Origin of the sequence: Winogradskyella sp. (assembly GCF_028282165.1) — a bacterium.
Lineage (GTDB): Bacteria > Bacteroidota > Bacteroidia > Flavobacteriales > Flavobacteriaceae > Winogradskyella.
This window is the reverse complement of the sequence record NZ_JANQIM010000003.1, coordinates 176,090-200,574: the sequence shown is the minus strand read 5'-3', so window position 1 is coordinate 200,574 and position 24,485 is coordinate 176,090. Positions and strand designations below refer to the sequence as shown.

Here is a 24,485-nt window from a genome sequence, read left to right as displayed (position 1 = left end):
TTATACGATTTGTAGTTGGTTGTTGTAGGCTGCTAAAATCTCTTTTTCAAATCTCGAATAAAACTCAGGGTCAAAGTTGGCTTCGGCTAGATGGTTCATTACATAGTCCATGTCACGTTTTTCAGTAAGCCATTTGTCAAATGTTTCATGTCGCATTCTAATACCAAAAGTGTTGATGCCTAAAAATTCGTTGGTGTTCTTATCGAATGCAACGGTAATACATTTTGTATCATCTTTGTGTTTCCAATGGAAGTGTTCTTCATGGTCTGGCTGTCCCTTGCTTCCAAATACCCAACCATAAGTTTGGTATTCTATATCCATAAACTTGGCAGAGTTAAACCAATGCCCAGGTTTGTACTGCATGCGATTTCCGCAAATCGTTTGTGCTAAGGTTTCACCCATCATACGGCCTGTATACCAAACGGCTTCAATGGGTCTGCGATTACCAATAGCTTCGCGCTGTTCTGCACAATCTCCTATGGCATACACATCTGGGATATTGGTTTCGAGATAGCGGTTCACTTTTACGCCGCGCCCAGTCTCTATTTCAGAATCTTTTAAAAAATCAATATTAGGAGATACACCTGCTGTTAAACCTACCACATCGCATTGAATTTCTTCGCCAGTTTCTTCTATAACTACCGATTTCACTTTTCCATTGCCATCAGATTTTATCTCTCTTAGGTTCGTAGAAAGCCGTAAATCAATATGATGATTTCTAATGTGTCTATTAATCATAGCACTTTCGCCCTCTGGCAATACGCCATTCCAAAAGCTAGACTCTCGCACTAAAAAGGTTACGGGAATACTTCTGCTATTTAACATTTCGGCTAGCTCAATACCTATTAATCCACCACCTACGATGACAGCACGCTTACATATGTCTTTATTTGGCGCATATTTTTCAAGATTTTCTAAATCTTGTTTGTGGTACATGCCCATTACACCATCTAAATCCTGTCCCGGCCATCCAAATTTATTAGGTTTACTTCCTGTTGCTATAACCAGCTTATCATAGGGCATAGTTTCACCATTTGAAAAATGAAGTATCTTGGAATTTACATCCACATTTTCCACATAGCCTTTTTTAAGATCGATACGATTCTTCTCCCAAAACCAATTTTCATAAGGTTGTGTATGCTCAAACTTCATATGTCCCATATACACATACATAAGAGCTGTGCGTGAGAAAAAATATTCGGTTTCCGCTGAAACAATAGTGATTTTTTTTTCGGAAAGTTTTCGGATATGTCTGGCTAAGGTAACTCCAGAAATACCATTACCGATAATGACAATGTGTTCCATAAAAATTTGATTGTTAGTGATTGATCTGTCGCACTTAAAGGTAAGAACTTAATTGATGGATTCAATTTAGAAAGGATTTAAATTAACCGTTTATCTGTAAGGTTTTTATGAGAAGTAAGACGCTAAAATTCTTTTAATATTCTTGTAAGTCCAACATTTTAAGTTCGACCTAAGAGCCGTTAATCAAAATTTTAAATAATGAAACTTCATACTTTTTTAGTGGCATTACTTATCACCTTTACTGTTAGTGCTCAAGATTTAAATAGCTTCTTTGCTAAAACCAATACATTTTTAAAGACCCATGTTAAAAACGGAAAAGTAGACTATAAAACGATTCACAAAGATCAATCCACTTTAGATGAACTTTTAAAAATCGCTGATGGGATTTCCGTAGAAGCTTCAGATGCTAATCCCGATAGCTATCGGAACTACCAAGCCTTTTGGATAAATGCTTATAACATTAGTGTTATTAAGGGTATTATAGATAACTATCCAACAAAGTCTCCACTCGATCATAAAGGTTTTTTCGACAAAACCACTTATAGCTTAGCAGGTAAAAACATTACACTTAACGATATAGAACATAAGTTGCTTAGAGCAAAATTTAATGATGCTAGATTCCATTTTGTGTTGGTTTGTGGCGCTTTGGGCTGTCCTCCATTAATTAGTGAAGCATACATGCCTAATACGCTAAATGCACAGTTAGACCAACAAACCAAAATAGCATTAAATGGCACTTTTTTAAAAGTAAATACCAAAAAGAAAAAGGTTGAAGCTTCAGAAATTATGAAGTGGTATAAAGAAGACTTCACCATAGATGGTATGAGCGAAATAGATTTTATCAATCAATACAGAAGAGAGAAGATCCCTGATAATTATAAGCTCAGTTACTTTACGTATAACTGGAATTTGAACAAGCAATAAAAACTAACTAAATAATACAACCAAATACAGAAAAGATGAAAAAACTAAATATACTTTTAATAGTTTTGATGATATCCTTTTTAGGGTTTTCTCAAGAAGATGAAGATACACAGCGAAGTGTTATACAAGAATATACGCCTTCAATTCTATTAAAGAAAGGTCAGTGGGACATTAAGTGGTTTAATAACCTATATACTCAAACCGAAAGTACATTTACGGACGGAACAGAACCAAGAGAAACATATTTGACATCTACATTAGAGATTTTTACTGGGGTTTCAGAAAATTCAAGCTTTAATTTGGGTTTGCTGTTAGAGTTTCGAACTAATGTTGTTGCGGACCGAAACTCTTTTGAAGTATTTCAATTTGATGGCGAATTTGGTACTGCGCGTTCAGGATTTACATCTTTTGCACCAGCCATTAAGTTTAATCCAATAAAAAGCGTAGGTAATTTTACGATTCAAACCGCTTTGCATATTCCTTTGGTTGATAATGAGGTTGAAGATATCATTCTTGATGACCAAGGTAATCAACTTAATAATGGTGTTTTTCTCGACCAAAATGGATTCTTCATCCAAAACAGGTTTTTTTACGACTATAGCTTTGCTGATGGGGATTGGCAAATCTTTACCGAATTGAATACTGAATATAGTTTTCCAAAAGATGATAGCCTTTGGGATAATAGTTTACGCTTGTCACCTGGAGTATTTTTAAGTTATTTTCCAAGTTCAAAATTTACAGTTTTAGGATTAGTTCAACACACACAATTATTGGCTTTTGAAACTGACGGATTCGAACAAGATTTTACTGCATTGGGAGGTGGTGCCAAATACCAATTGACTGATGAACTTAACGTAGAGCTTTTATATACAAATTTTGTAAGAGGGAATGATACAGGTTTGGGACAAACATTTAATATAGGTTTAAGAGCCTTATTTTAATGACACTCATTTTTGTTTTCAAAAAGGTTTAGTTTAATTATCCCGTTTTTAGAACAGGATCTCATTATAGTTAAGACAATTTTCAATATTTTAGGCACTTAATTCATTAACAATGAAATGTTTTAAGCGCCTTTTTTTATGCCTTGTAGTTATGACATTGTCTTCTTGCAATGGGCAAGAAGAAAAAATTAATGGTGTGAGTTTTGTGGCTTCTAAAAATAAAGCCGATCAATCTCACGTAACTCCTGTTGTAAAAATAAATGCGAACTATGCTGCCGTAATGCCCTTTGGTTTTATTAGAGGTTTACAACATCCTAAGGTTATGTATAATGCGGATTGGCAATGGTTTGGGGAAACTCCAGCAGGCGCCAGACAGTATATTGAAGAATTGCGAAAGCAAGATATTAAGATTATGGTTAAACCTCAGATTTGGGTTAACCGCGGTGAGTTTACAGGTGAAATTATGATGACTTCTGAATCTGACTGGAAAACTTTAGAATCAACTTATTCTAAGTTTATTCTTGAATATGCCGAGCTAGCACAACAAACAAAAGCAGAAATACTTTGTATAGGGACAGAGCTCGAATTGTTTGTAAAATACCGACCAGAATACTGGACCAAGCTCATAAAAGAAATTAGAGATAAATACAAGGGCAAGTTGACTTATGCTGCCAATTGGGATGAGTTTAGACGCACACCGTTTTGGGATCAGCTAGATTTTATAGGTGTGGATGCTTACTTTCCGGTGAGTGAAGAACAGTCACCAACATTTGAAACTTGTCTGGAGGGCTGGAAAGTCCATAAACCTGTAATCGCCAAATTGTCTCAAGAATATCAAAAGCCTATTTTATTTACTGAGTATGGTTACAGAAGTGTGGACTACGCAGGCAAACAACCTTGGGTGTCTGATCGTAGTATGGGTGAAGTAAATCTTGAAGCGCAGGTCAATACTACAAAAGCGCTTTACGAAACCTTTTGGAACGAAAAATGGTTTGCAGGAGGGTTTATCTGGAAATGGTTTATTGAGCATGATAAAGTTGGAGGGGAAGATAACCCAATGTTTACACCGCAAAATAAGCCTGTAGAAGAGATTATCAGGAATTATTACAAGTCATAAAAATAAAATTCAAAAAATTCAGTAAGGTTATTTATGGGTAACGACAAAGGTTAGTAATAACCATCTCATGAAACGTACCTTAATCATAATCACCTTGTTATTGGCATCATGTTCATCTGATGATGCTAACAATCCTGAAGTAGATAATTCACTGTCATCCTACATTGAAGGTAGATCTTTCGAGGTTGGAGCTGTCATCGCTTGTTCTGGCAATGATGTTGTAAATCCGAATAATGTTGAGGTCTATTTTTTTCCTGAGAGCAATTCAGAAAATTTTAAGCTCTTTCAAACAAACTCTAGTAATCTAGACCCTAATGATTTTTCAAATTATGACTTATTGGTCATTGATGATGAACCATTTTTTAATGGAACTCTCAGGAAATATGTTGGTTTCTTTGATTCAGAACGTTGGTTTATAGTTTCTTATGAAATTGATGGCGACATCAAATTATCCAATCCCATTAGGATAAAGCAAATGACGCAACCGACTTTGTTTTCTGAAGATATTTTGGTTAATCAAGAACAATCGCAAATGCCAATTTTTAGTTGGGATATAAATTCTGAAACCGATAACGCCATCTTTTTTCAAGTAGTTTCTACAGTAGATGATGATTTAATTTCGGGAACTTACACATTTGAAAATCAATTTCAATATTATAATACATCCAATGTTGTACTAAACATTACCGTTGGGACACCACCAGATCTAGTTCTAGGACAGACCTATAAGTTTACGGTTATGGATGTTAGTGAGGATAATTGGGTTAATCAGCTATTAGTAACTCAATTTACAGTAGAATGAAAAAACTCTTGGTTATACTTATTGTAACCCTTGGGTGTACCTATATTAAAGCCCAAACCGTTACAACAATAGAGATTGAAGGTAATAAGCGCACGCGAACAAAATTTCTTAAACGATTGGCTTTTGTAAATGAGGGTAGTACTCTAGATACTATACGTGTAGCATCAGACGAAAGACGCTTTCGACTTTTGCCTTCGGTGGCGAGTGCATCCTCTAAGATTGAAGCGCTTGCTGATGGTAATTACAAAATAACTTATACAGTTGTTGAAAACTTTGCCATTATTCCGGGGTTAAATGTGTCTCAAGATGTTAATGACGATTTAGCCTACAGGGTCTCACTTTTTGATTTTAATCTTTTTGGGCAAAACCAGATTATTGGTGGTTTTTACAGTCGAAATGTGTTTGATTCCTATGGGTTTTTCTGGGAAGCACCTAATCTAATTACCCGAAAATGGGGAATAGGCGTAAATTTTCAGAATAATGTACTTCAAGAACCTATATTCCTCGATGATGAAAGTGATGTTAATTATAAATTCGATAGTCGAGCTTTTGAGTTTAGGGTATTTTACGAACATAATTTCAATAATCGGTTTGAGCTAGGACTTAATATTGCTAAAGAGGATTATGATTTTTTAGATGGTGATTTGCCGTCGGATATTCCAGAAGAGCTCAATTTAAATCGTTTGTCTATCGTTGGTGAATACGAATACAATAATATTACCAACGAGTTTCAATATGTTGAGGGCTTTAGGAGTATATTCACTTTTAATGTTACGGCTTCAGCAGATGGTGATACCGACTTTTTGAAGAATTCTTTTGTTGGCAGAAACGATTTCGAATACTTTAAACGTATCGGGAATGGGGGTAACTGGGCCAATAGGTTAAGATTGGGTTATGCTACAAATACAAGTTCACCCTTCGCGCCTTTTGCTCTAGACAATCAATTAAACATAAGAGGTGTGGGCAATGTCGTTGATCGAGGTACGGCTTCCATAGTGTTGAATACAGAATACAGACAAACCTTATATGAAAAAGGCTGGTTTGCTTTACAAGGCAACGCTTTTGTAGATGCTGGGACATGGCAAGATCCAGGCGGAGAATTCTCTGATTTGGTACAAGGCACAAATGCCAGCCTATTCTCTGGCTTGGGCCTGCGCTTTATCCATAAACGGATTTTCAATGCTGTTTTTCGGATTGATTATGGATTGAGTTTAGGGAAAAAGGCGGATAGTGGAATTGTATTTGGAATAGGTCAATACTTTTAGTGAGTTCCAATATTTTAAGAGTTCTGCCCATAAAAATATTGATAAGCGAACTAATGCTAAACGAACGAAGTGAGATTCAGTATCTCCTAATACTAGTACAAGTTTAATTTTTATAATAATTCTGAATCTAATTAGGCAAAATCAATTAAAAACTTTACACGAGATACTGATGCTAATTAATCAAATACGACGACTACTACTATTCATTTTTTGGCTGTTATTGACAATAGTTTGCCAAGGACAGCAAAATATTGTTGCCGATCTAAAAGTTCAGGGGAACAAGAAATTGAAGTCGTCTTTTGTAAAAAAAATAGCGTTTATAAAGCCTGGTGTGGCCCTAGATTCTTCAATTATAGAAGAAGATATTAGATTGTTAAAACGTTTGCCTTCAATTGCACATGCCTATTATCAGGTATTTCCAGCAGAAGAACCTAATGAGTATAATGTATTTTATAATATTGAAGAGAACTTTACCATCATACCGTCAGCTAATGTCTATACCACCAACGATGATGAATTTGCCTACCGATTGGGGCTGCATGAATTCAACCTTTTTGGACAAAATATTACGCTAGGGGGCTTTTATCAAAAGGATATTTTCGATTCCTATGCCATTAACTTAAGAGCACCTTTTTTATTTTCCAGAAAGTTGGGTCTTGCTATTAACTATCAAAATCTCACCACCCAAGAACCTGTGTTTTTCGATAATACTACAGCCGATTACCGCTACAATAATGAATCGATTGAACTGCTTGGGCTTTTTCAATTTAATTTTACTAATAGAGTAGAATTAGGAGTCAGTTTTTTTACCGAGGACTATGAGTATTTGTTTGGTGCAACCAATCCTAATGTGCCACAAGAATTAGTGGTGGATAAGTTACTTTATAAGCTTATTTATGAATACAATAATCTCAATTATGATTATCAATATGTTGAAGGGTTTAGAAGTATCTTTAACTTTCAATATGTACATTCTAGAAATGACGAAATGTTGCCCGATTTTTTAATTGGCTGGAACGACTTTCAGTATTTTAAACGCTTTGGCAAACGCGGTAATTGGGCCAATCGCTTACGGTTTGGAGTAGCCTCTAATGAAGATACACCTTTTGCGCCTTTTGCTGTTGATAATAACCTAAATCTTAGAGGCGTTGGGAATCTTATTGATCGTGGTACGGCAGCAATCGTTTTGAATACCGAATATAGATATACGCTTTATGAAAAGGGTTGGTTTGCGTTGCAAGGTAATGCCTTTATTGATGCTGGTAGTTGGCGCAATCCTGGTGGGGACTTTGGTGATTTTGCGGATTCGCAGAATCTTAGAGTGTATCCTGGTCTTGGACTTCGATTTATTCACAAAAGAATATTTAACGCCATTTTTAGAATTGACTACGGTGTTGGTGTCACCGAAAATTCGACTCAGGGATTTGTGTTTGGAATTGGTCAGTACTTTTAGTGAGACCCAAAACGAACAAGAGCTAGGCTCACAGTTTGTTTTGCAGGTCGAACTAATCCCGAACTGGCTTCGGGATCTTTTTTCAAGTGTTTTAGAATTAATTTAATAGTAACTGATGCTTAATTTTTATTGAGCTATGCTCGCAGTTTGTTTTGCAGGTCGAACTAATCCCGAACTTTTCATCTAAACGTAGTCAAAATATGTTTCTTGATATTTAGATTAATAACTTAGTTTTGTCAAAAATTGAATTAAATGCGAACACTAGCCATAGGCGACATCCATGGAGGACTAAAAGCGTTAAGCCAATTATTGGAGCGTGCTCAGGTCACTGAAGACGATAAGCTTATTTTTTTAGGGGATTATGTGGATGGATGGAGCGAATCAGCACAGGTTATTGAGCGTTTAATAGCATTGTCTAAAACCAATACATGTGTTTTTATTAAAGGCAATCACGATGTCTGGTGTGAACATTGGCTGGCAGATGGGAGAATCAATAATGTATGGTATATGCATGGCGGCAAAGAAACCTTAGAAAGCTATAATAATCTTAGTGTAGAGCAAAAAAAGTTACATCTCAACTTTTTTGAGGCTATGCCTCTATATTATATAGACGATAACAAACGGCTTTTTCTTCACGCAGGATTTACATCCATGCATGGTGTAGAAAAAGAAATCCATAAAGAAACCTTTTATTACGATAGAACCCTATGGGAAATGGCATTGATTATGGACAAACGTATAAAAAGAAACTCTGAACTTTATCCAAATCGTTTGAAGCATTATAGCGAAATTTATATAGGTCATACACCAACCCTTCGTTATCATAAATACCTGCCGATGCAGGCTATTAATGTCTGGAACGTGGATACCGGCGCTGCATTTACTGGTAAATTATCTGCTATTGATATTGACACTAAAGAGGTATTTCAAAGTGATACATTGACACTTTTATATCCACATGAAAGTGGAAGGAATAAATAGTTATCTGTATTTTTTTCTTTCATTTTGGCTGATTAATATATTTTATTCATATTTTCGCCGACAATTATAAACTTAACTATTATGAAATTATTAAAATCTTTTTTACTAATTATTGTTTTGGTAGCTTTCTCTGCATGTAGCAGTGATGATGACAATGGGCCAACTAATATAGAGTTAACTATTGAAAACTTGACAGGTACTTATGAGCTTATTTACCTAAGAGGTTCTTCCCAAACTACGATTACTGCAACAGATGGTACTACAGTTGTTACAGAAACAGATGTGTGGGAAGGTGATACTTTTACCAATACAGTTTATGAATTTAATGCAGATGGAACTTACACCACGTCAGGTAGTTTTGTAGAGACTTACACTATAACAGTTACTGGTCAATCGCCAGAGACTGATAGTGAGATCGTAGATATCGAAAGCTCGGGTACCTATACTGTTAATACACAGAACAGAACCATTAATTTTGATGGTGACGAAATAGGGGAGGTAACTCTTTTTAATGGTACAGAGCTACGAGTTGTTGAGAATTATACAGAAACTTCAGATTCTTTTACAGAAACAGGAACGATAGAAATAAGATTGATAAAACAAAATTAAAACATACTGAATTACCAACAAATCAATAATAAAGGCTGTCTACAAAGACAGTCTTTTTTTGTTAGTTAATATGCTTCTTGTAATAAGCCAGCATTTCATCCGCTGTAGCCCCAAACCAACGCTTTACATAAATTGTCCAAAAGTGATATTGCAATTTCCAAATCCCAACTTTTTTATAAAGCCTAGCTGAGGTTCTTATTTTTTTATTGATAACCACAAATTCGTTTCGTTTGTAGAGCTCGTTGATTAAGATATTGTCTTCGTAAATGATGTAGTCTTCATCGTAACCTCCAATCTCATCAAATAATGCTTTAGTGATAAACTGACTCTGGTCGCCACCTCTACAAGCGCGCCAAGAAAATTGGGTGAACCAACTGGCCAAACGCAACCACCAATGATTGCTATCGAACTGCATTCTAAAGCAACCGGCATTATTGCCTTTTTTTACTTCCTTGATGATGAGCTGATCAAAATCTATCGGAGGAAATGCATCGGCATGTAAAAAGTAAAGAATACTCCCTTTGGCATATTTAACACCAAGGTTCATCTGTTTAGCACGGCCTTTTGGTGAGGAAACCAATTGTAGGTTAGTTCGAGTGAAATTTTTGGTAGAAAATTTTGTATCGAGAACTAATGTGTCGATATTCTTATGTCCCTTCAGGGCATTCTTGGAGTGTAATTCCTCATCAAGTTCAGAATTAGTCGAATTCTCAAAACCAGAAACAATATCTTGTGTGCCATCGGTACTACCACCATCCACGACAATGATATCCGTAATATTATCTTGGGTCGAGTTTTTCGATAAGTGTTCTAGTAAACTACCGATCAGTTTGGCCTCGTTCAGTACAGGAATTATTATACTTATCATAGTAGATTTGGCGGTTTGGGGAAAGATTAATTATTTAAGCTCCAATCATAATCCTTGAAACTTTTTTTAGCTTTATTTATAATTGTTACTTCGGAATATTGATTTAGAAAATCAATCAAACTTCCATCGTTTTTAAAGTCCTTGGCAAACCATTTAAAAATCTTAGATAGCTTAATGTTATTTTCTGAAATTTCATTTTTTGTAGTGTCAGATAGAAATGTTTTTGTAGCGTTGGTCAGTTGTACTTCCAATTTGCCAGCAGTAAATGCTTCGTTAAGAAGCTTAGGGCATGATTCTGACGCACAAACAATAGCAAAATGAATACGTGGTTCTTCCATTTTGCGTAATATTTGATGCTCAATATCATTGAGATTTAACCACTTATTACCAAACTTCCAAAGTCGTTGATCCCAAGGGTCTTTGATGTCTTTTATACTGTTTAAAGGATAATTGCGTAATATTAAATCGATAGTTAAGGCGTTATAGGCATTAATCCAGTAGGCCAACTTGTCTTCTTTAGACCATTTTTCTGTAGGTGTTTTAGTGTTTAAAGCGTCTATGTACTGTCTTAATTGTTTTGAATCATTTTTGAATGCAGAATAGTCAACATTTCCATTTTTACTTACGTGTTGCTTTAAGAGTTCTTGCCATATCATATGATTAAACGATTCAATAGTAGTATTATGTTTTGTAATTGAGTCTTCGATGTTTTCAGATTGCTCCGTAATAGTGTTCTGTGTTTTAGATGATTCCACAGGTGTTGGTTTTAGTACAGGGCTATCGTTTTTAGGAACTTCTGTAACTGTCTTTGTTTGTTTAGGTTGATTTTCAATTACTTTTTTAGCTCCGCTACATGAACATAAGAAAATAGCTATTATAAGTGTTAAATGGTATTTCATGCTTGTTCTTTCTAACTGTAGATTCCTACCTAGTGCCTTCACTAAAGCTTCAGCGAGCGCAAGAATGACAATCTACTTCTTTATTGGGTATAATTCCTGACCTAAGAAATCTTTTGGGAAATTTTCATCACCTTCAAAGCCAAGTTCTATATCTCTACCATTGTGTGGTATATAATTGGTTTTAAAAAGGTAATCCCAAAGACTAAGTGTTAGTCCAAAATTAACGCCGTACCTTACATGATTGGGTAAACTTTTGGCATGATGCCAAATGTGCATTTTAGGATTATTAAATACATATTTTAAAGCACCATAGTCCCAACCTAAATTGGCATGATTTAAATGACCTATAGCAAGCGCAAAGAAGTGTACTATAGCTACGTCTTGCGCATCAAAACCGCCAATAATGGCTAAAGGGATATACAATATTGATTTATAAACTATAGGTTCCATCCAGTGGTAACGTAAGTGAGCAGCAAAGCCCATTTCTTTTACGGAATGATGGACTTTGTGAAAGTTCCATAAGAAAGGAATACGATGTAATAAACGATGTGTATTCCATTGTACAAAATCAGAGACTAAAAAGAAAATGATTAAACCAACTGCTTTTGGCAAAGCATCAACATCAAAAAGCTGGAAACTATGAATAGTGAAACCTAGAGCGCCTAAGACATCATCGAATATCTCTGCTGTTGTATTTGAAAGTGCTATAAGTACTATAAGATTTAGCAAGAAAAAATTGAAGAACATATAAAAGGTATCAAGCCAAAAATCTTTTCGAAATACCTTTTGATTTTTGCGCCAAGGAAATGAGAGTTCCAAAATCCAAACGATTATCGAAACCAATAACAAGCCGTAAAAGTAGTTGTCCCAATGATTCTCGAACAATAATTCTTGTTTTAAGTAATTCCAATAACCCGAATAGGAGTTTTTTATAATTTCTAAATACTTATCCATTAGCTCAAAGATACATTTATATAAAAAAAAATTAGCGTAATGTAACCTTTTTGTAATTTAAAGGTCTTCATACCAAACAACCAATAATTAAGATCTTTTGAATCAACTACCAACCGATGAAGAATTAATGACAAGAGTATCACAAGGTGACCTAAATCAGATGTCGCTACTTTTTGAACGTTATCATCTAAGATTGTTTAATTTTTTAGTTCAAATGACAAGAGATAGGGCAGTTGCAGAAGATTTAACCCAAACGGTTTTTTACAAAGCTATTCGGTATAGATCATCATATAAAGGAGGCCAATTTGTGTCATGGATTTTTAGGATCGCCAGGAATTTGTTTTCAGATTATTATCAAAAATCAAAAAGATCATGGAAAACTGTTGGGATCGAAACGGTTGTCGAAGAACAAGATGAAAGCTTATATGAAAGAACCGAAGAAATAGCTCATTTGTATAATACAATGCAAAAACTAACCATGGAAGAACGCGAATTTTTAGTATTAAACAGATTTCAAGGATTAAAATATAGCCAAATAGCAGAGATAACAGGAAGTAGTGAAGGCGCAGTAAAAGTGAGAATGCATCGTGTTATAAAGAAATTGAAGACCCTTTATTTTGAAACTATATAGGTATGGAAAATAAACATTTTGAACAACAGCTTATAGATTATCTTGACGGGAAATTAACCGATGAACAACGTCAAAAAGTCCAGGATTATATCGATTCTAATCAAACCAATAGAGAAGAATTGGAAAAGATGAAAGCACTTTTCGAAGTCTTTGATCAGGTAAGAGAAATGCAGCCAAGCGGCAACTTACGCACTGGTTTCTATGAAATGCTAGAAGAAGAAAAACAGTTACAAAGCCCAAAGGTTATATCTGTTAGAAATTCTGAATCGCAGTTTCCTTGGAAGCGAGCTTTTCAGATTGCGGCCTCCTTTTTATTACTATTTCTAGGATACTTTGCGGGAAGCTTTGGAGCGAAGCAAGAAGCTTCTCAAGAAATCGCAAATTTAAAAGTACAGACTGTTGAGCTAAAAGAACGAATGACTTTGACTATGTTCGAAAACAGATCGGCAAGTACACGTATACAGGCAGTTAATTTTTCGGAAGAACTAGAAAAACCAGACACGACTATTATAACCGCCTTGATTGAACGAATGCAATATGATTCTAATATAAATGTGCGAATAGCTGCAGCAGAAGCACTGTATAGATTTTCAGATTCTGAAATGGTAAAAACCGCTTTTATCGATGCCTTAGGAACTGTAAAAGAACCAGATTTGCAAATAGCTATAATTCAATTTTTGGTAGACATTCAGGAAAAGCGCGCAATTGAACCAATGAAACAGTTATTGGATCATCCCGAAACACCAGATTTTGTAAAGGCGCAAGCCAATAGTGGAATATCTGAAATTATTTAAACAAAAAAACAAAAAATCAATATTATGAAACGAACAAAAATAATTATTAACCTTATGGCAATGTTCTGCTTTCTAATTATGGCAGCACAGGAAGATTACACATATAATTTAGATGGAATCAAGAAAGTCGATATTGAAACAGGTGCAAGAGTAAAAATTGTAACAGGTACAGCAAATGAATTAAGATTTACCAAATATCAACGTGATTCGACGAATAGTGAAGATGATGGTTATTACGATTACAATGATGAACAAGATGAGAATGATGAAGATGAGCGTTCAAAAGGATTAAAACCTGTGTATTCATCGGGTATAGATAATACAGGTTTTGGTATGTCTATTAAAAAAGAAGGCGACGTGCTTAAAATAAAGGATCTTAAAAGTTACATGGAGCGTGGAGGTATGCAAATAGAGCTGCCAAAAGATATGGATATAAAGCTAGATTGTGGTAGTATGGGTAGTGCTAAGATCAAGGGATTTTCTTCAGAAATTGAAGTAAAGACCAGTGTTGGAAAAATTGTACTAAGTGATGTTACAGGTCCAATAACGGCCTATACCAGTACAGGAGTAATAGAGGTGGAATTTTCGACTGTAAATCAATCTTCACCTATTTCAATATATAGTTCTACAGGATTGGTTGATGTTGCATTACCAGAAGATACCAAGGCAGATATAGAACTCAGGTCTTCAACGGGTTCTGTTTTTACAGATTTTGATATTCAACCACAAAGAAAAGATGGGATGAATGTAGTTGGTAGTAGCCGAAAGATATCTAGTAAATTAAATGGAGGTGGTGTAAATATCAAATTACGTTCTTCTACGGGTAATATCTACTTAAGAAAAAAATGATCAATTAAAAATCGAATAGTTATGAAAAAAATTCTTGTATTTGTAATGTTAAGTGTAGTGACACTGCATGCTCAAAAAGAACTTACATTTATTGAAAACATCAACTCAAGCCAAGACATATATCTTAATTTCAAGTTTGCTCAAAATATAAAAGTAGAGCATGGTAATTCTAATGAAGTTACGGTGAAAGTTAGCGTAAATATCGACGATGGTGAAGGTAATACGTATTTTAATGTTCTAACAGAACGATCTTCAGATAGTTTAAAAATGTATTCCGATTTTGGGGATTATTTTAAGAATAAGCGGAACGACAAGGGTAAAAATAGCTGGAATTGTAATTCTGTTACAGAAATTGATTATGTTGTTATGGTGCCAAAAGGCGTCAATCTCAAGATTAAGAGTATATCAGGTGACGTCTATATGGATTCTTTCCAAGGTGATTTAGTTACGGATTTGATTTCGGGTGATGTTACCATAAAAAAATACGAAGGAGAATTACGCTTAAAAACAATAAGCGGTGCGTTAGACGTCATAGTTAGCAGAGCTGACCTAAGTGCAAAGTCAATAACTGGGACAATCTATTCTGACATAGATTTTAAACCTGAAGTTAATTCAAAAGCATACCATCGATCTTACAATAAGGTTACCAAAAAAATAAATGGTGGCACACAGCCACTACATATGGAAACCATATCTGGAAATATTTATATTAGGAAGGGTTAACTTAATAAAGACAAAGGGAGCTAAACTAGCTCCCTTTGTTGTATTCTCTCGGCATATAAATAAACACGGCTTATTTTCTAGCAACAACCTCCACCATCGTAATGGTATGTAGATTCACTAATAAAAATATCATCTCTATTCAATGCCGCTAATGCAGCAGCAGTTTTGTCGCAAATCGCCAAAGGTTGATTTTTTAATAAAATATGACCTGCATTGTCATCGATATAATCTTCGTCGCCAAAGTAAATTGCTGCTTTTCCTGTGAATACACAAGGACCATCGGCTGGCATAGGATCTTTTATGGCAGCAACTTCAATTGACTCAATATAGATGATCTCATCGGTGTTATAATGCTTTGGGTCTAGAATTCGATAGGGTTTTCGTGCTCTAATTTCAATGGTGCCAAAACCAGCATCAGTCAACATTTTTACATATTCGGCTATTGGTAAGCTTCCGCTGAGACATAAGGCACGTAATCTGTCATCATTCCGTAATTCATCATTCATTGGTTGCTCGCAAGTAGGGTCGCTCATTACTAATCTGCCATGAGGTTTAAGTACTCTGTACATTTCGGCAATAGCTTTCTTAAGATCATCAGCTTTAAAAATATTGAACAGACAATTTTGTGCGGCAACGTCAATGCTATTATCGTCAACAGGAAGATTCATGGCATCCCCTTTTTTAAGCTCCACAAAGTCGCTTTTAAACCAAGGGTTTAATTCTTCTGCCTCTTTGAAGTTTTTTCGAGTTGCCTGTAGCATTTCTTCTACGACATCTACACCTATGACACCACCTTTTTGACGATTGAAATAAGCAAATTGCAATAACTCCATGCCGCCACCAACACCAACATAAAGCATTTTTGGGTTATTGGTTAAATCGCGAGCATGTACCGTTGAGCCGCAACCGTAATTCATTTCTTGCATAATTTTTGGGATTTTTAATCCTGGTAATTCCCAAATCGGATTGGTAGTACAACATAGACCTATGTCTGGTGTTAAGGCGGCTTCTTTATATAAATTGTGTGTAGCTTCTAAGTAACTCATAACTTTATCATTCCTACGTAGGCAGGAATCTATTTTTATTTTAATACTAATTCATTTTATTCTCTTTGTTCATTTTGTCTTAACACAAAACGAACCAAAAAGTCATATTGAAATGAGGAATTTTTCTTTCGTTAACTCGAAAGAAAATCAAAAATAAAATCTAAATTTTTTCCAAGGCTTCAAAAATTTTGACGATTTGATTTTTAGATTCTGCATTTCAATTTTCAATTCTTCGAATTGATTCGGGACTTATTATGTTGTTTGTCATTGCGATAATCCCGATCGCTATCGGGAGATGTGGCAATCTCATATATAGATTCCTTCACTTCGTTCAGAATGACGTTAAAGGGTTTTTAATAGTTTTTTAAATATCGTAATCATATTTGGCTCTGCTTTTGCAGCCATAGCAATGATTTCTGCAATATCTACAGGTTCTAAATGATCTGGGTCGCATTCATCCGTTAAAACTGACACTGCAGCAGCCCTTAATTTTAAATGATTGGCAACAATGATTTCAGGAACGGTACTCATACCAACTGCATCGGCTCCAATAGTTTTTAGCATTCTGTACTCTGCTCTGGTTTCTAATTGTGGTCCTACTACACTAGCATACACACCTTTGTGAAGTGTTATATTGTTATCCTTGGCAATAGTCTCAATTTTAGAATTTATTTCGGCATCGTAAGGTGCACTCATATCAGTAAATCGCTCTCCTAATTGTTCTACACCTTTGAATGCTAAAGGAGAACTTCCCTGTAGGTTGATATGATCATCAATAAGCATTAACTCGCCTTTTTTGAAATTTAAATTTACTGCGCCAGCCGCATTAGATACCAAAAGTGTTTTAATGCCCAATTTTTCCATAATTCTCACAGGGAAAGTCACATCCTGAAGTGTGTAACCTTCATACACATGAAAACGTCCTTGCATGACTACTACTTTTTTGCCTTCAAGATTTCCATAAATCAACTTGCCTTTGTGAAATTCTACAGTCGCCGTAGGAAAATTAGGAATGTGATTATAGCTGGCTTCAGCAATAATTTCAATTTCACTGATTAACTGCCCTAATCCTGTGCCTAGTATAATCCCAACCTCAGGATTATCAAAACCTTTGTTTTTTAGGTATTTTGTACTTTCTGCAATAAATTTAATCATTAAGCTGTTGTATTTTTTCTTGTAGTTTTAGGTTGTTTTTATAAAAATTGGAAGCAATTAAATCTTCATAGGTGTCAATATCATTCAAGGTTTCTAAAGTACCAACTGTTAGGTTAAGAGTTTGTAACTCTTGTAACGTTTCTTTCAGAAGATGCGCTTGGCTCCAAGGTTTGTTCTCAAATATCTTAGGAATTAATTTTGTTAAACCAATAAGATAGTAACCGCCATCCTCAGCAGGGCCAAAAACAACATCGTTTTTTCCTAAGGCTTCTATCCCTTTTTTGATGTGATTTTCAGTAATATCGGGCAAGTCTGAGCCAATTAAGACGATTTTTTTATAGCCAGTTTCAAAACCATCCTTAAATGCGTTTAGCATTCGTTCACCTAAGTCTATGCCTTTTTGGATGGTTTTATAATTGTTTTGCCATTTTGAATCGACAACTGCGTTAGAGAAATAAATACGCTTATCGATATTTAATTTCGAGGTTGCTTTTTCGGTAATTTTCACCAATTCAGAATAGACTTCAAAGGCACCATAATCTCCTATAGTTTTGGCAAGCCTTGTTTTAACGGTACCTAATTTTATATTCTTAACAAATACAATTACCAGTGCATCAGTCATATATTTTATTGCCTTTTAAAAGCCATTGGCTCCATTCTTTAGAAAATGTATGTACATCTTCCGTTGGTTCATTATTATTATCGAAAACGGTAAAGTCATTATTTTTCCATTCAAAAATACCACCAAATAAATTGTAAACGTTAGTGTAACCTTCTTTTTTTAATTGTTCGGCGACATCCTCTGAACGAATGCCCAAAGAACAGTATACCACTATCTTGGTGGATTTATCAGTGATATTCTCTGTTACCACATTAATGTCAAAAAAATCGTAGCCCACGTATATGGCATTTTCTAGATGACTTGTATTGTACTCTTTGCTTTCCCTTGCGTCTAAGAGAATGGCATCTTCATTAGGTAATGCCAACTCCTGAACTGTAATGTATGGGATACTTTCGGTATTATATTTTTTTAATAACTGTGATAAATTGCCCTGTGCGTAGGAAATAGATGAACCGAAAATACATAGAATTAGGCTTAGATTTGTCACGTAAGTTCGAAATGACATATTAATTCTATTTTTGAATACTAACCGCATACTGTAACTGTTTGCTTTTATGTGACTGTTCCTTGACAACTGCTACCAGCTCCAGCAGTACAACCGTAACAATGTTGCGAAATAACGATATTTCTGCCTTCTAAAAACGCTTCATTGTATTCTGAAATGTGTTTTACCTTACTGTTTACAGGCAGTTCTAACATTTGATTAAAGTCACAATCATATAAATAACCATCCCAACTTACAGAGAGTGTGTTGGTACACATAACGTTGGCAACTGCTGCTGGATTGTAAGCTTCTACCAGTTGATACATATAATCTTCATAGTTTTCCGAAGCAATTAAATAATCTAGAAATCGACTTATCGGTAAATTGGTAATGGCGAATAGATTATGGAAATGAATACCAAAATCTTCCATTAATGCTTTTTTAAAATCCTTTTCCATTGAAGCTTGGTCTCCTGGCAAAAATGCACCAGATGGATTGTAAACCAAATCTAATCTCAAATCACTATCTGGTATACCGTAACCAACAGCATTCAAATCTTGTAGCGCTTTAATTGACTTGTCAAAAACCCCATTACCTCGTTGTTTGTCCGTTTTTCCTCTCGTCCAATGTGGCATTGAACTTACGACATGTATGTTGTGTTTTTTAAAGAACTCTGGTAAATCGTAATATTTTTTATTGGCGCGAATTATAGTGAGATTAGATCTTACTATAAAATCCTTGATACCAACTTTGGCAGCTTCTTCAACAAACCACTTAAAATTTGGATTCATTTCTGGCGCACCACCTGTTAAATCGAGTGTATGGGCACCAGTGTTTTTAATGACCTCTAAACATTGTTGCATGGTTTCTTTGGTCATTATTTCTTTACGGTCCGGACCAGCATCAACGTGGCAGTGCTCACAGACCTGATTGCACATGTAGCCTACATTGATTTGTAGTATTTCCAGTTTTTTGGCCTTAAGCGGAAACTGATTGGTCTCTGCAATTTTAGTAGCAAAAGTAGGAAGGTCACCATTTTGAAAAATACCGTTTGAAAGAATTTCGAGTTGTCTATTGCTACTTGCTAATTCGCTCTCGCGTTTCTTTAAGGACTTCGTCGCCATTAAATTGATTTTTAGGGGATTTAACCGTCAAGTTTATTGACCTTATTCATCATTTGAACACCATGTACTAACGTAGCACCACTTTTTATAGCGGCTCCGACATGAATAGCTTCCATCATTTCTTCTTTGGTAACACCACGTTGTAAACCATCTTTGGTATAGGCATCTATACAATATGGACACTGTTCTGTATGAGCAACTGCTAAGGCAATCAACGATTTTTCGCGAGCTGTTAAAGCGCCTTCTTCAAATACTTTTCCATAATAATCAAAGAACTTGTTACCAAGTTCTTCGCTCCATTCTGTTATATTACCAAATTTTCTTAAATCGGCCGGGTCGTAATAGGTTTTAGACATATATGTAATAATAATGTAATATGAAATATCAATATACTGCTTTTTGTCGAAGTTAATTCTTAAAGATTACAGAAAAATGTTTTTTTTATTCTGTAGGATTTTATCTCGCTGATAATGAATTTTAAACGTGATTTTTTTATGCAAAACTAATTTTAGTATTCCGTTTTGTCTTCTTTTTTTGTCCATTCTTCAAAAGGCTCTAAAGCAATTTCTCTAGAGAATTGCTCAAAAGGAATACTTCTTTGATCATACGGTAATGGAATTTCTTTGTAGATGAAAGCATCATCAAATCCAGCATTAGCGGCATCTATTTGGCTGCAACCATAATACACTTTATCTGGTCTTGCCCAATAAATAGCACCAAGGCACATAGGGCAAGGCTCGCATGAGGTGTAAACTTCACAACCTTCCAGCTGAAATGATCCTAAATTCTTACAGGCATCTCTAATCGCCACGATCTCAGCGTGGGCAGTTGGGTCATTGGTCGACGTTACACTATTATGTCCTCTTCCTACAATTTTTCCGTCTTTAACAATGACGCATCCAAAAGGGCCACCTTTATTACTTCGAAGACCTTTTAAAGCAGTATTTACGGCTTCTTGCATGAAGTTTTCTTTTTTGTTCATATTTAAAATTGTTATTATGAAAGATAGTTGATTTTGTAAAAGTTTGAAAAGAAAAGTACTGCTGTATTAAAATGTATTATAAAAACCCAAGTTGTCTCAATTGATTTTTATGAATAAAAAAGTATTATTTATTTTGCTTCTAAAACTAGTGTAAAGAACAGTTTTTTTAGATTCATTAACTTTGTGTTTTTATCTATCGTGAAAACAATTTCAACAGAAAACACCATACTTGAAGCGGCCAAAACTATTTTTTTGCAAAAAGGCTTTGCAGGTGCACGCATGCAGGAAATTGCAGATGAAGCTAAGATCAATAAATCTATGCTGCATTACTATTTTAGAAATAAAGAGCAGCTTTTTGGAAGAATCATGAAAGACTCGGTTTCCATAATAATACCAAAGTTTGTGGCCATTCTAGACTCTGAAGATTCAGTAATACACAAGTTTGAAAGACTTGTAGATGGGTATATAGATACCATTATTGCAAACCCTCATATTCCAATGTTTTTGCTCAACGAAATATCGCAAAATCGAGTACAATACATGAATGAAGCCAAAGAAAAAATGATGGAACACGGAACGTTTCAAAGTTTTATGATGCAGATTGTACAAGAACAACAACAAGGTGTTTTAAACCCGTTACCGCCCCAGCACGTTATGCTCACCGTGATGTCGTTGATTGTTTTTCCATTCATGGCGAAGCCAATTTTTAAGAATATGCTCGAGATCCCTGAGACGATTTACACCCAAATGATGTTGGAGCGCAAGCCTATTGTTAAAAAAATGTTGAAAGACATTTTAGTGAAATAAAAATTTTTACATTTGTATCAACCGTTTGGTTAAACCAAAAAGTTGATTATGCGAAAGAATTGGTTAGTAGCTATAACTATGATTGGCTTGTGGTATTCAGAATCACAGAATACTGCGAGCCTTTCTTTGCAAGAAGCTTATAATTTAGTTGAAAAAAACTATCCCTTAATTAAAGACGAAGCGCTGCTCAATGCGCTTTCAGAATACAACATAGAACTCATAAATAAAGATAGGTTGCCTACACTTACTCTAAATGGTTTTGGACAATTGCAAACCGAAAATGTGCAGATCGGAGAGCCCGGAAGTCCAGTGAGCGTGGATGCACCTTTAGAAAGTTATCGCGCTTACATCGATGCTAATTATAATCTTTACGATGGCGGTTTTACCAAAGCTAAAAAGCAAATTGAAGAAGCAGTGTTAAAAGTGAATCAACAAGGTTTGAAAGTAACACTACGCAACTTAAAGGATCGCATCAATAACCTCTTTTTTATAATAAAATTGTCGCGACAGCAGCAAGTTTTACTCGAAACATCCATAAATGATATCGATACCAATATCGAAAGCTTGCAAGCTGGTTTCGATAACGGAACCGTTTTGGAAAGTGAGCTGTCCAAATTAAAGGTGCGGAAATTAGAATTACAATCTGAAGATGTACGACTACAAGGTGATATAAAAGCTTATTTCGGTGTTATTAATATGCTTTTAGGTACACGGTATGCGCATACCACAACGCTGACTTTGCCACAGGAAATACTGGTAGAGGAGACTCAACAAATAACACGCCCAGAACAGCAGTTTTACGATTTTCAAAAGGAATTATTACAAGCACAGGAGAGCACAATTGAAGCATCGCGCAAACCAAAAGTGTCCTTGTTTGCTCAGGGCGGTGTTGGTTATCCAAATCCACTTAATTTTTCGGATATTTCCAATGCTACATATGCACTTGGAGGTATTCGATTGAACTGGGATATTCTCGATTGGGGAAAGGCAAAGCAAGAACGCGAAAAACTAAAGATTGAGATAGCTCAAACTGAAGTTGACAAGGAAACCTTTGAGTTTGACATTACTTCAAGAAAAAAAGAATACCTGGAAAAAATCGAGGCTTTGCAAGGACAACTTTTTAACGATGAAAAAATTGTAGCACTTCAGAAAGATATTTTAAACCAAACCGAAGTACAATTACAAGAAGGTATCATCAATTCTAACGATTACCTCATCCAAGTAAATGCAGAGCTTTCCGCAAGACAGCAACAAGAATTACATCGCGTACAATTACAGCAATTACAAATTGAATATCTAACCCTATATGGTAAACTATAATAAAATGAACCCACGTTTTATCTTCTCAATCATAATAATAAGTATAACGGTTTCTTCTTGTGGTAATGGAAATGGTTCCGATGCTTACGGGAATTTTGAAGCCACAACTATAACAGTGAGCGCAAAAGGTAGTGGCGAGCTTGAACAATTTAATGTATCTGAAGGTGATATTCTTAAAAAAGGAAAAATCGTCGGAATTATTGACACAACACAAATGCACTTGGAAAAGCTTCAGCTTATTGCGCGTTTGGAAGCACTGGACTTAAAACTTCAGGAAGCAGCACCCGAAATTGCTATACTCTTAAAACGAAAATCCAATCTTACCAGAGAACGCAATAGAACCAAAAACCTACTCGATAAAAAAGCAGCGACTCAAAAACAGTTGGATGATTTTAATGGCGAAATCGATGTGGTCAATCAACAGATTGCCTCTACCCAACGTTCTATAAATATCTCCAACCGTAGTATCCTTTCGGAACGCAAACCCTTGGAAGCTCAAATTGCTGCTATTGAAAATATCATTGCAGACCATACCGTTTCAAATCCTATTAATGGTACTGTTATCACCACTTTTGTTGAACCATCAGAATTAGTGTCACAGGGTACACCATTATATAAGGTTGCCAATCTCGATACACTTACACTTCGAGCTTACACAAGTGCATTATTGCTTCAGGATGTAAAACTCAATGATACAGTTACCGTGCTAATCGATGAAGGCGAAGACAATTACAAAGAATTGGACGGAAAGATTTCGTGGATTGCTAGTGAGTCTGAGTTTACTCCAAAAACCATTCAGACCAAAGAAGAACGTGTCAATCTGGTTTATGCTATTGATGTGGAAGTGAAGAACGATGGTGCTTTAAAAATAGGAATGCCTGGTGAAGTTAAATTTAGTTCAAATACCAATTAATGTCTGCGATAAGTGTACATAATGTTTCTAAAAGCTATGGTGAAATTCTTGCCCTTAACAATCTGTCTTTTAGTATTGAAGACGGCGAATTGTTTGGATTGATTGGCCCTGATGGTGCAGGAAAATCAACCCTATTCAGAATATTGACCACCTTACTTATTGCCGACAAGGGGGAAGCTTACGTTGCAGGTCATCATGTGGTTGACGACTATAAATCCATTCGCCAAAAAGTTGGGTATATGCCAGGACGTTTTTCATTGTATCAAGACCTGAGTGTTGAAGAAAATCTATCTTTTTTTGCTACTATTTTCAGAACTACTATAGAAGAGAATTATCATTTGGTTAAAGATATCTATGTACAGCTTGAGCCATTTAAAACACGCCCAGCAGGAAAACTTTCCGGTGGGATGAAACAAAAACTAGCCCTTTGTTGCGCGCTTATTCATAAACCAGAAGTATTGTTTTTAGACGAACCCACAACAGGTGTGGATGCTGTGAGTCGGGTAGAATTTTGGGATATGCTCAAAAGCCTGAAGGAAAAAGGGATTGCCATTTTGGTGAGTACACCTTATATGGACGAAGCCAGCCTATGTGATCGTATCGCTTTGATTCAGGATGGAAATATCCTTAAGATAGATAAACCTCAGCATATGATAAGGGACTTTGATAAGCCTTTATTTGCAGTCACCACTTCAGAGACTTACAAGGTTCTTAAGTTTTTGAGAAATGCGCAATTCACAGCAAGTGCGCTTCCTTTCGGTTCTAGTATCCATCTAACAACTAGCTTTCCTGTTAAGCCCTCAGAAATAAAGCATTATGTAGAGCGAACAGGTATTCCTGTAGATGATGTGTCGCCTGTAGAGGCAACCATTGAAGATGTGTTTTTAGAACTTTCAAATAAAAAAACAATCTAACAA

27 protein-coding genes are annotated in these 24,485 nt (G+C 35.4%); 16 read left to right on the top strand and 11 right to left on the bottom strand.

Annotated elements, in window-relative coordinates; translation table 11 throughout:
• Entirely contained in the window at positions 1-1,305 is a 1,305-nt protein-coding gene (locus Q0972_RS01350) for an FAD-dependent oxidoreductase (RefSeq protein WP_299361615.1), read from the bottom strand.
• A gap of 198 nt (positions 1,306-1,503) precedes the next feature.
• Between Q0972_RS01350 and Q0972_RS01345 the strand changes: the two genes are divergently transcribed.
• From Q0972_RS01345 to Q0972_RS01310, 8 genes are all read left to right on the top strand, one after another.
• Positions 1,504-2,229: a DUF547 domain-containing protein gene (locus Q0972_RS01345; RefSeq protein WP_299361612.1), complete on the top strand. Its 726-nt coding sequence runs from the start codon at positions 1,504-1,506 to the stop codon at positions 2,227-2,229.
• A 35-nt stretch (positions 2,230-2,264) separates the two neighbouring features.
• Positions 2,265-3,170: a hypothetical protein gene (locus Q0972_RS01340; RefSeq protein ID WP_299361610.1), complete on the top strand. Its 906-nt coding sequence runs from the start codon at positions 2,265-2,267 to the stop codon at positions 3,168-3,170.
• Between the two features lie 112 nt (positions 3,171-3,282).
• The gene (locus Q0972_RS01335; RefSeq protein ID WP_299361608.1) at positions 3,283-4,287 is read left to right on the top strand and encodes a glycoside hydrolase; all 1,005 of its coding nucleotides are present in this window, start codon (positions 3,283-3,285) and stop codon (positions 4,285-4,287) included.
• Positions 4,288-4,354: 67 nt separating this feature from the next.
• A complete protein-coding gene (locus tag Q0972_RS01330) occupies positions 4,355-5,089 on the top strand; it encodes a hypothetical protein (RefSeq protein WP_299361605.1) in 735 nt (244 codons plus the stop codon).
• On the top strand, positions 5,086-6,354 hold the full coding sequence (locus Q0972_RS01325; RefSeq protein WP_299361602.1) for a hypothetical protein: 1,269 nt from the start codon (positions 5,086-5,088) through the stop codon (positions 6,352-6,354). The genes Q0972_RS01330 and Q0972_RS01325 overlap by 4 nt, the downstream gene beginning before the upstream one ends.
• A 169-nt stretch (positions 6,355-6,523) precedes the next feature.
• Positions 6,524-7,807: an outer membrane protein assembly factor gene (locus tag Q0972_RS01320; RefSeq protein ID WP_299361599.1), complete on the top strand. Its 1,284-nt coding sequence runs from the start codon at positions 6,524-6,526 to the stop codon at positions 7,805-7,807.
• Between the two features lie 252 nt (positions 7,808-8,059).
• A complete protein-coding gene (locus Q0972_RS01315; protein WP_299361597.1) occupies positions 8,060-8,788 on the top strand; it encodes a metallophosphoesterase family protein in 729 nt (242 codons plus the stop codon).
• An 81-nt stretch (positions 8,789-8,869) separates the two neighbouring features.
• On the top strand, positions 8,870-9,397 hold the full coding sequence (locus tag Q0972_RS01310; protein WP_299361594.1) for a hypothetical protein: 528 nt from the start codon (positions 8,870-8,872) through the stop codon (positions 9,395-9,397).
• 61 nt (positions 9,398-9,458) lie between these two features.
• On the opposite strand, the gene Q0972_RS01305 is transcribed toward Q0972_RS01310, so the two are convergent.
• The 3 genes from Q0972_RS01305 to Q0972_RS01295 all read right to left on the bottom strand — a co-directional run bounded on the left by Q0972_RS01305 (position 9,459) and on the right by Q0972_RS01295 (position 12,118).
• Positions 9,459-10,265, bottom strand: a complete 807-nt coding sequence (locus Q0972_RS01305; RefSeq protein ID WP_299361589.1) for a glycosyltransferase family 2 protein — start codon at positions 10,263-10,265, stop codon at positions 9,459-9,461.
• Between the two features lie 26 nt (positions 10,266-10,291).
• The gene (locus Q0972_RS01300) at positions 10,292-11,164 is read right to left on the bottom strand and encodes a DUF547 domain-containing protein (RefSeq protein WP_299361586.1); all 873 of its coding nucleotides are present in this window, start codon (positions 11,162-11,164) and stop codon (positions 10,292-10,294) included.
• A gap of 72 nt (positions 11,165-11,236) precedes the next feature.
• Positions 11,237-12,118, bottom strand: a complete 882-nt coding sequence (locus tag Q0972_RS01295) for a sterol desaturase family protein (RefSeq protein WP_299361584.1) — start codon at positions 12,116-12,118, stop codon at positions 11,237-11,239.
• Between the two features lie 97 nt (positions 12,119-12,215).
• Between Q0972_RS01295 and Q0972_RS01290 the strand changes: the two genes are divergently transcribed.
• From Q0972_RS01290 to Q0972_RS01275, 4 genes are read left to right on the top strand one after another with little or no spacing between them, the layout of a single operon-like run.
• Complete coding sequence (locus tag Q0972_RS01290; protein WP_299361582.1) at positions 12,216-12,749, top strand: RNA polymerase sigma factor; 534 nt, start codon at positions 12,216-12,218, stop codon at positions 12,747-12,749.
• 2 nt (positions 12,750-12,751) lie between these two features.
• Entirely contained in the window at positions 12,752-13,543 is a 792-nt protein-coding gene (locus Q0972_RS01285; protein ID WP_299361580.1) for a HEAT repeat domain-containing protein, read from the top strand.
• A gap of 24 nt (positions 13,544-13,567) precedes the next feature.
• On the top strand, positions 13,568-14,392 hold the full coding sequence (locus tag Q0972_RS01280) for a DUF4097 family beta strand repeat-containing protein (protein ID WP_299361578.1): 825 nt from the start codon (positions 13,568-13,570) through the stop codon (positions 14,390-14,392).
• 21 nt (positions 14,393-14,413) lie between these two features.
• Positions 14,414-15,115, top strand: coding sequence for a hypothetical protein (locus Q0972_RS01275; protein ID WP_299361576.1), 702 nt, complete (start codon positions 14,414-14,416; stop codon positions 15,113-15,115).
• A gap of 77 nt (positions 15,116-15,192) precedes the next feature.
• Here Q0972_RS01275 and arsM read toward each other — a convergent pair whose 3' ends face one another.
• From arsM to Q0972_RS01240, 7 genes are all read right to left on the bottom strand, one after another.
• A complete protein-coding gene (gene arsM / locus Q0972_RS01270; RefSeq protein WP_299361574.1) occupies positions 15,193-16,161 on the bottom strand; it encodes an arsenosugar biosynthesis arsenite methyltransferase ArsM in 969 nt (322 codons plus the stop codon).
• A gap of 342 nt (positions 16,162-16,503) precedes the next feature.
• Positions 16,504-17,316, bottom strand: a complete 813-nt coding sequence (locus tag Q0972_RS01265) for a purine-nucleoside phosphorylase (protein ID WP_299361572.1) — start codon at positions 17,314-17,316, stop codon at positions 16,504-16,506.
• Positions 17,309-17,938 carry a TIGR04282 family arsenosugar biosynthesis glycosyltransferase gene (locus Q0972_RS01260; protein ID WP_299361569.1) on the bottom strand — a complete coding sequence of 210 codons (630 nt, stop codon included), beginning with the start codon at positions 17,936-17,938 and terminating at the stop codon, positions 17,309-17,311. The genes Q0972_RS01265 and Q0972_RS01260 overlap by 8 nt, the downstream gene beginning before the upstream one ends.
• The gene (locus tag Q0972_RS01255; RefSeq protein WP_299361567.1) at positions 17,931-18,443 is read right to left on the bottom strand and encodes a rhodanese-like domain-containing protein; all 513 of its coding nucleotides are present in this window, start codon (positions 18,441-18,443) and stop codon (positions 17,931-17,933) included. The genes Q0972_RS01260 and Q0972_RS01255 overlap by 8 nt, the downstream gene beginning before the upstream one ends.
• 47 nt (positions 18,444-18,490) lie before the next feature.
• The gene (gene arsS / locus Q0972_RS01250) at positions 18,491-19,546 is read right to left on the bottom strand and encodes an arsenosugar biosynthesis radical SAM (seleno)protein ArsS (protein WP_299361565.1); all 1,056 of its coding nucleotides are present in this window, start codon (positions 19,544-19,546) and stop codon (positions 18,491-18,493) included.
• A gap of 20 nt (positions 19,547-19,566) precedes the next feature.
• Positions 19,567-19,902: an arsenosugar biosynthesis-associated peroxidase-like protein gene (locus Q0972_RS01245; protein WP_155088269.1), complete on the bottom strand. Its 336-nt coding sequence runs from the start codon at positions 19,900-19,902 to the stop codon at positions 19,567-19,569.
• Between the two features lie 152 nt (positions 19,903-20,054).
• On the bottom strand, positions 20,055-20,528 hold the full coding sequence (locus Q0972_RS01240) for a nucleoside deaminase (RefSeq protein ID WP_299361559.1): 474 nt from the start codon (positions 20,526-20,528) through the stop codon (positions 20,055-20,057).
• 198 nt (positions 20,529-20,726) lie between these two features.
• On the opposite strand from Q0972_RS01240, the gene Q0972_RS01235 reads away from it, so the two are divergent.
• Genes Q0972_RS01235 through Q0972_RS01220 form a run of 4 tightly spaced genes read left to right on the top strand, consistent with a single transcriptional unit; the run spans position 20,727 to position 24,482 of the window.
• Positions 20,727-21,335 carry a TetR/AcrR family transcriptional regulator gene (locus Q0972_RS01235; RefSeq protein WP_299361557.1) on the top strand — a complete coding sequence of 203 codons (609 nt, stop codon included), beginning with the start codon at positions 20,727-20,729 and terminating at the stop codon, positions 21,333-21,335.
• 48 nt (positions 21,336-21,383) lie between these two features.
• The gene (locus Q0972_RS01230; RefSeq protein ID WP_299361555.1) at positions 21,384-22,655 is read left to right on the top strand and encodes a TolC family protein; all 1,272 of its coding nucleotides are present in this window, start codon (positions 21,384-21,386) and stop codon (positions 22,653-22,655) included.
• Positions 22,656-22,659: 4 nt separating this feature from the next.
• Positions 22,660-23,568, top strand: a complete 909-nt coding sequence (locus tag Q0972_RS01225) for an HlyD family efflux transporter periplasmic adaptor subunit (RefSeq protein ID WP_299361553.1) — start codon at positions 22,660-22,662, stop codon at positions 23,566-23,568.
• Positions 23,568-24,482, top strand: a complete 915-nt coding sequence (locus Q0972_RS01220; protein ID WP_299361551.1) for an ABC transporter ATP-binding protein — start codon at positions 23,568-23,570, stop codon at positions 24,480-24,482. The genes Q0972_RS01225 and Q0972_RS01220 overlap by 1 nt, the downstream gene beginning before the upstream one ends.
• The last annotated feature ends 3 nt before the right edge of the window (positions 24,483-24,485 follow it).